This is a genomic window from Streptomyces sp. AC550_RSS872 (genome assembly GCF_019049285.1).
Taxonomy (GTDB): Bacteria; Actinomycetota; Actinomycetes; order Streptomycetales; family Streptomycetaceae; genus Streptomyces.
In genome coordinates this window covers 1-4,295 of the sequence record NZ_JAGMUL010000076.1, presented here as the reverse complement: position 1 = coordinate 4,295, position 4,295 = coordinate 1, and the positions used below count along the sequence as shown (strand labels likewise).

Annotated in this window: 3 protein-coding genes and 2 pseudogenes; 3 read left to right on the top strand and 2 right to left on the bottom strand. The window is 70.9% G+C overall.

The window, feature by feature from the left end:
- Positions 1 to 279 precede the first annotated feature (279 nt).
- Entirely contained in the window at positions 280 to 1,176 is an 897-nt protein-coding gene (locus KUM44_RS27410; protein WP_217212067.1) for a hypothetical protein, read from the bottom strand.
- A gap of 193 nt (positions 1,177 to 1,369) precedes the next feature.
- Here KUM44_RS27410 and KUM44_RS27405 point away from each other — a divergent pair, with 193 nt between their 5' ends.
- Entirely contained in the window at positions 1,370 to 2,134 is a 765-nt protein-coding gene (locus KUM44_RS27405; RefSeq protein WP_217212065.1) for a trypsin-like serine protease, read from the top strand.
- A gap of 23 nt (positions 2,135 to 2,157) precedes the next feature.
- Here KUM44_RS27405 and KUM44_RS27400 read toward each other — a convergent pair.
- Positions 2,158 to 3,356 (bottom strand): annotated as a pseudogene (locus tag KUM44_RS27400) (beta-galactosidase); the annotation flags it as partial.
- A gap of 20 nt (positions 3,357 to 3,376) precedes the next feature.
- Between KUM44_RS27400 and KUM44_RS27395 the strand changes: the two are divergent.
- Both KUM44_RS27395 and KUM44_RS27390 read left to right on the top strand, forming a co-directional pair.
- Positions 3,377 to 3,807 (top strand): annotated as a pseudogene (locus KUM44_RS27395) (helix-turn-helix domain-containing protein); the annotation flags it as partial.
- A gap of 23 nt (positions 3,808 to 3,830) precedes the next feature.
- Positions 3,831 to 4,196 carry a chorismate mutase gene (locus tag KUM44_RS27390; RefSeq protein ID WP_217212063.1) on the top strand — a complete coding sequence of 122 codons (366 nt, stop codon included), beginning with the start codon at positions 3,831 to 3,833 and terminating at the stop codon, positions 4,194 to 4,196.
- The last annotated feature ends 99 nt before the right edge of the window (positions 4,197 to 4,295 follow it).

Below are 4,295 nucleotides of genomic sequence, written 5' to 3'. Positions count from 1 at the left end.
TGGATGCCGGAGGAGGTGGGGGAGGTGGTGGGGAAGTTGTTGGCCGAGGCGGGTGTGGTGGGACCGGTGTACGGCACGTAAGCGTTCCTCGCCCCCGCCGCCCCTACCCGTCCCATCCTTCTGGGGCTCCGCCCCAGACCCCGCTCCTCAAACGCCGGAGGGGCTGGGTATTTCAGCCCGTCCGGCGTTTGAGGACGAGGCCCGAAGGGCCGACAGCTGGGGTCTGGGGGCGCAGCCCCCAGGGATGGGACGGGTAGGGGCGGCGGGGGCGAGGAAACACTACGTGTCGCACTCCAGCACCGTCCTGCACAACCCGCACCGAGCCCGAACCCGCCCCCGCACCGGCACCCGAATCCGCTGCTGACACGTCGGACACGGGAACGACACCCGCAGCGGCCCCCGCCCATCCGGCGTGAACGAGTACGGCACCCCCGGCCGCACACCGGCACCGCGATCCCCCTGAGCATGCCGCCGATCGTGGGCGTACCGCCGCCGCCCCGCCCACCCCGCAGCCGTCAGCGGCGGCTGCTGCTCGTCACGCCGAGCCTCCGCCAGACCCTTCACATACGCCGTGTACGCCTGCGGACTGGTGAACCACACCGACGGATCCTCGGCGAAGACCAGCGCCCGCTTGGCAAGGACGTACCCGAACTCCTCCGGCGTCAGATACCCCAGCTTCTGCGAGGACGCCGAGTCCTCCCGGTACGCGTCGAGAAGCAGCCAGCCCGCGCCGAGATACGTCGTCGCCGTGTCCGTGAGGATCTCGTTGTCCCGGGTGCCGGGGAAGGACAGGCCGAGGCGGTGCAGGTACACGTGCATCACCTCGTGGGCGAGGGCCGCCCCGATGTCCCGCCGATGGGTGCGGAAACGGTCGTTCAGTTCCACGAAGTACTCGGGCCCCGCGGCGAGTTCGACGTTCGCCGCGTGGGTCATCTCCCGGAAGCTGACGATCAGCCGGGCGTCCGGGAGGCGGTAGTGCCGGACGAGTTCCCGGGCCACCCGCTGCGCACCCAGATACAGATCGTCCGTGTCGCAGAACGCCACGTCGGCCGGCACCACACTGGTCGCGAACGTCTGGACGGTGTCGTACGACAGCCGCTTGTAGAGCGCGGTGATCGAGGCCCGCACCGTCTCCAGGTGCGGAAAGCCGTGCTGGACCGGTCCGCCGTTCGCCACGCCCTTACCCCCAAGACGCCTGGAACCCGATTCCACTCTACGGGGATGTGAGGGGTTTTTCCCCGGCGAGGTTCCATGCCCGGGACGTGAGATCCGTCCTTGCCAGGCATGCCACCCGATCTTCATACTGCGGGCCGCTCAACACGCCATGAGAGGACGTATGTTGACCCAGAGCTCGCCTAAGAGAAGCGGCATGACCCTGGCCAAAAGAGCGGCGGCGGTGGGTGCCGTCACCCTCGCGGTCGCCTCCCTCCAGCCCCTCAGCGCGAATGCCGCGTCCACCCGCGTCGTCGGTGGAACGCCCGCCGCGCAGAACGAGTTCCCGTTCATGGTCCATCTCTCCATGGGCTGCGGCGGAGCGCTCTACAAGAAGGACGTCGTCCTGACCGCCGCCCACTGCATGGACGGCTCCGGTAACGACACCAGCATCACCGTCACCGCTGGTGTCAACGACCTCGACTCCTCCGCCGCGATCAAGGTCAAGTCGAAGAAGGTCAAGGTGGCGCCGGGCTACGACGGCAGCGGCAAGGACTGGGCGCTGATCAAGCTCGCCCGGCCGATCGACAAGCCGACGCTGAAGATCGCCACCACGGACCGCTACAACCGTGGCATGTTCACGATCGCCGGATGGGGCGACACCCAGGAAGGGGCCGGCACGGGCACGACCAAGCTCCGTAAGGCCACCGTTCCCTTCGTCGCCGACCGCGTGTGCAAGCGTCACTACGGGAACCGGCTGGTGTCGAAGGAGGAACTGTGCGCCGGCTGGCAGAGCGGCGGCATCGACACCTGCCAGGGCGACTCCGGCGGCCCCATGTTCCGCAAGGACGACGCGGGCAAGTGGCTCCAGGTCGGCATAGTGAGCTGGGGCGACGGCTGCGCCCGCACGGGTGTGCCCGGTGTCTACACCGAGGTCAGCACCTTCGCCAAGGACATAGCCCGCGCGGCGAACGCCCTCTAGGCGGCCGCCGCACCAGCAGTACGTCAGACGGCCCGGAGCACCGGGGCACCCGCCTCGCCGGGCCCCGGCCCGGCCGTCCCCTCCAGCTCCAGCACCACACCTCGTTGCCGCCCTCCCGCAGGACGGGACCGGGGACGTGGAGCGAGCGCTGTGGGCCGGTGGACCAGTAACGGCCGAGGCCGAAGCCGTTGATCCACGCGAAGCCGCGGGTCCGGCCCGGCAGCTCCAGACAGGCGTCACCGGCGCCGCGTACGGTGACGGTGCCCCGGTACAGCCCCGGGGCACCGTCCTGCGGCAGCTCCCACGAGGGCACCGCCCGGACCTTCTCGAAGTCGTCCAGCGCTTCCAGCCGCAGCCCACGCGCGCGTACGTCGTGCAAGTACTGGCGCTCGTGCAGCACACCCCCGGTGGTTCTCTTGGGCTCGCCCAGCCGGGGCCCGTAGTCGACCCGGCCCAGGGACTCCACCCACAGCTCCACGCGCGCGTACCCGGCGATCGGCTCCTTGAGGCACGCGTCGTCCTCGGTCAGCACCCCGGCCCACTCCCCGTCGACATACACCACGGCGAGGTCCCGCAGCCCGCGCACGGTCAGCGGATACGTCCGGCGCGGCCCCGGCACCGTCACCTCGTACCGCACCAGACCCCGTTCGACGCCCAGTTCCTCGAACGTGGGCGGGACCGGGCCGTGCCGGCCTTCTCCGCGCCGCCCAGGGTCTCCAGCACGTCGGCCAGGGGCGCCCAGTCGGTCAGGTCCGCCGCGGCCGGGGCGCCCAACCGGGCGGGGGCGGGCGGGACCTCGGGCACAGGGTCGTCGGCGTGCTCGGCGAGGACGTCCCGGAAGGCCCAGAACTTCTCCGTCGGGCGGCCGTACTCGTCGATCGGGGCGTCGTAGTCGTACGACGTCACATCGGGCTCCAGCCGTCCGTCGTGCAGCGCGCCGCCGCCGCGGTCGGCGCCCGCCCAGTCGGCGAAGTTCGTGCCGCCGTGCGCCATGTACGTTTCACCAGTGGCCGAACCGGCCGCACCAGAACTCCATGCACATCAGCGGACCGTCGGGGCGGTGCCGGGGCAGCGTCTCGAAGGCCACGCGCGCGTGGGAGCCGAAGTTCACCGTCGCGAGGATCCCGGGGACCGAGCCGCCGGAGAGCATGTGGTCCTCGGGGCCGTCCGAGGTGAACAGCGGGACCGTGACGCCGAGCTCGCGCAGCAGGCCCGCCGACCGCGCAGATACTCCGCGTCCGACTCCTCGTCGCCCTGCGTCGCGCGCGTGCCGACCTCGCCCCCGACGGTGACCTCGTGCTCAAGGCCCTCTCCCGCGACGCCTGTCTGCCGCTGACCGTCGCCGACCACGCCGCCCGGCACGGCATGACCCTCGCCGAACTGCGCACCGCCGTACGGCGCGGCGCCGGGTGCAGCCCCAAGGACTGTCTGCTCGGCATCCGCCTGGGCCGCGCCAAGGAACTGCTCGCCGCCACCGAGCTACCCGTCGCCGCCGTCGCCCGCCGCGTCGGCCACGACGACCCCGCCTACTTCTCCCGCCTGTTCACCCGACGCGTCGGCACGGCCCCGGTCCGCTGCCGCGCCCAGCAGAGCCGCGTCGTCCCCGGCGGCTGGAGCAGCCAGGTCCCCGAGACCCAGACGATCCACCCGTGATCGAACGAACGACCGCCTGAGGCGCCCCGTAGGCTGGGCGCTCATGACCAGCAACACGTCCTCCAGCACTTCCCCCGGCGACGTCGACCCCGCCGTCCGCGAGGAGCTCGCCCGGCTGCGCGACAGCATCGACAACATCGACGCGGCCGTCGTCCACATGCTCGCCGAACGCTTCAAGTGCACCCAGCAGGTCGGCCATCTCAAGGCCAAGCACCAGCTCCCGCCCGCCGACCCGGCCCGCGAGGCCCGCCAGATCGCCCGCCTGCGCACCCTCGCCGAGAACGCCAAGCTCGACCCCGCGTTCGCGGAGAAGTTCCTGAATTTCATCATCGCCGAGGTGATCAGGCACCACGAGAGCATCGCCGAGGACACCCTCAACGGAGCCGAGACCGCGGCACCTCGCTCCTAGGTGTTCTGTCCCGGGAGGTTGTGGACGGGTGAGGCAGGTCTCGGCTGAGGGATCTTGAAACAGGCGAGGGCCTTCCGGTTCGGTGTGGATTGCGACGTC

What these genes read in the sequence shown, in the direction of transcription:
- KUM44_RS27390 (WP_217212063.1), top strand. Translation starts at nt 3,831, where the DNA reads ATGACCAGCAACACGTCCTCCAGCACTTCCCCCGGCGACGTCGACCCC.
- KUM44_RS27405 (WP_217212065.1), top strand. Translation starts at nt 1,370, where the DNA reads ATGACCCTGGCCAAAAGAGCGGCGGCGGTGGGTGCCGTCACCCTCGCG.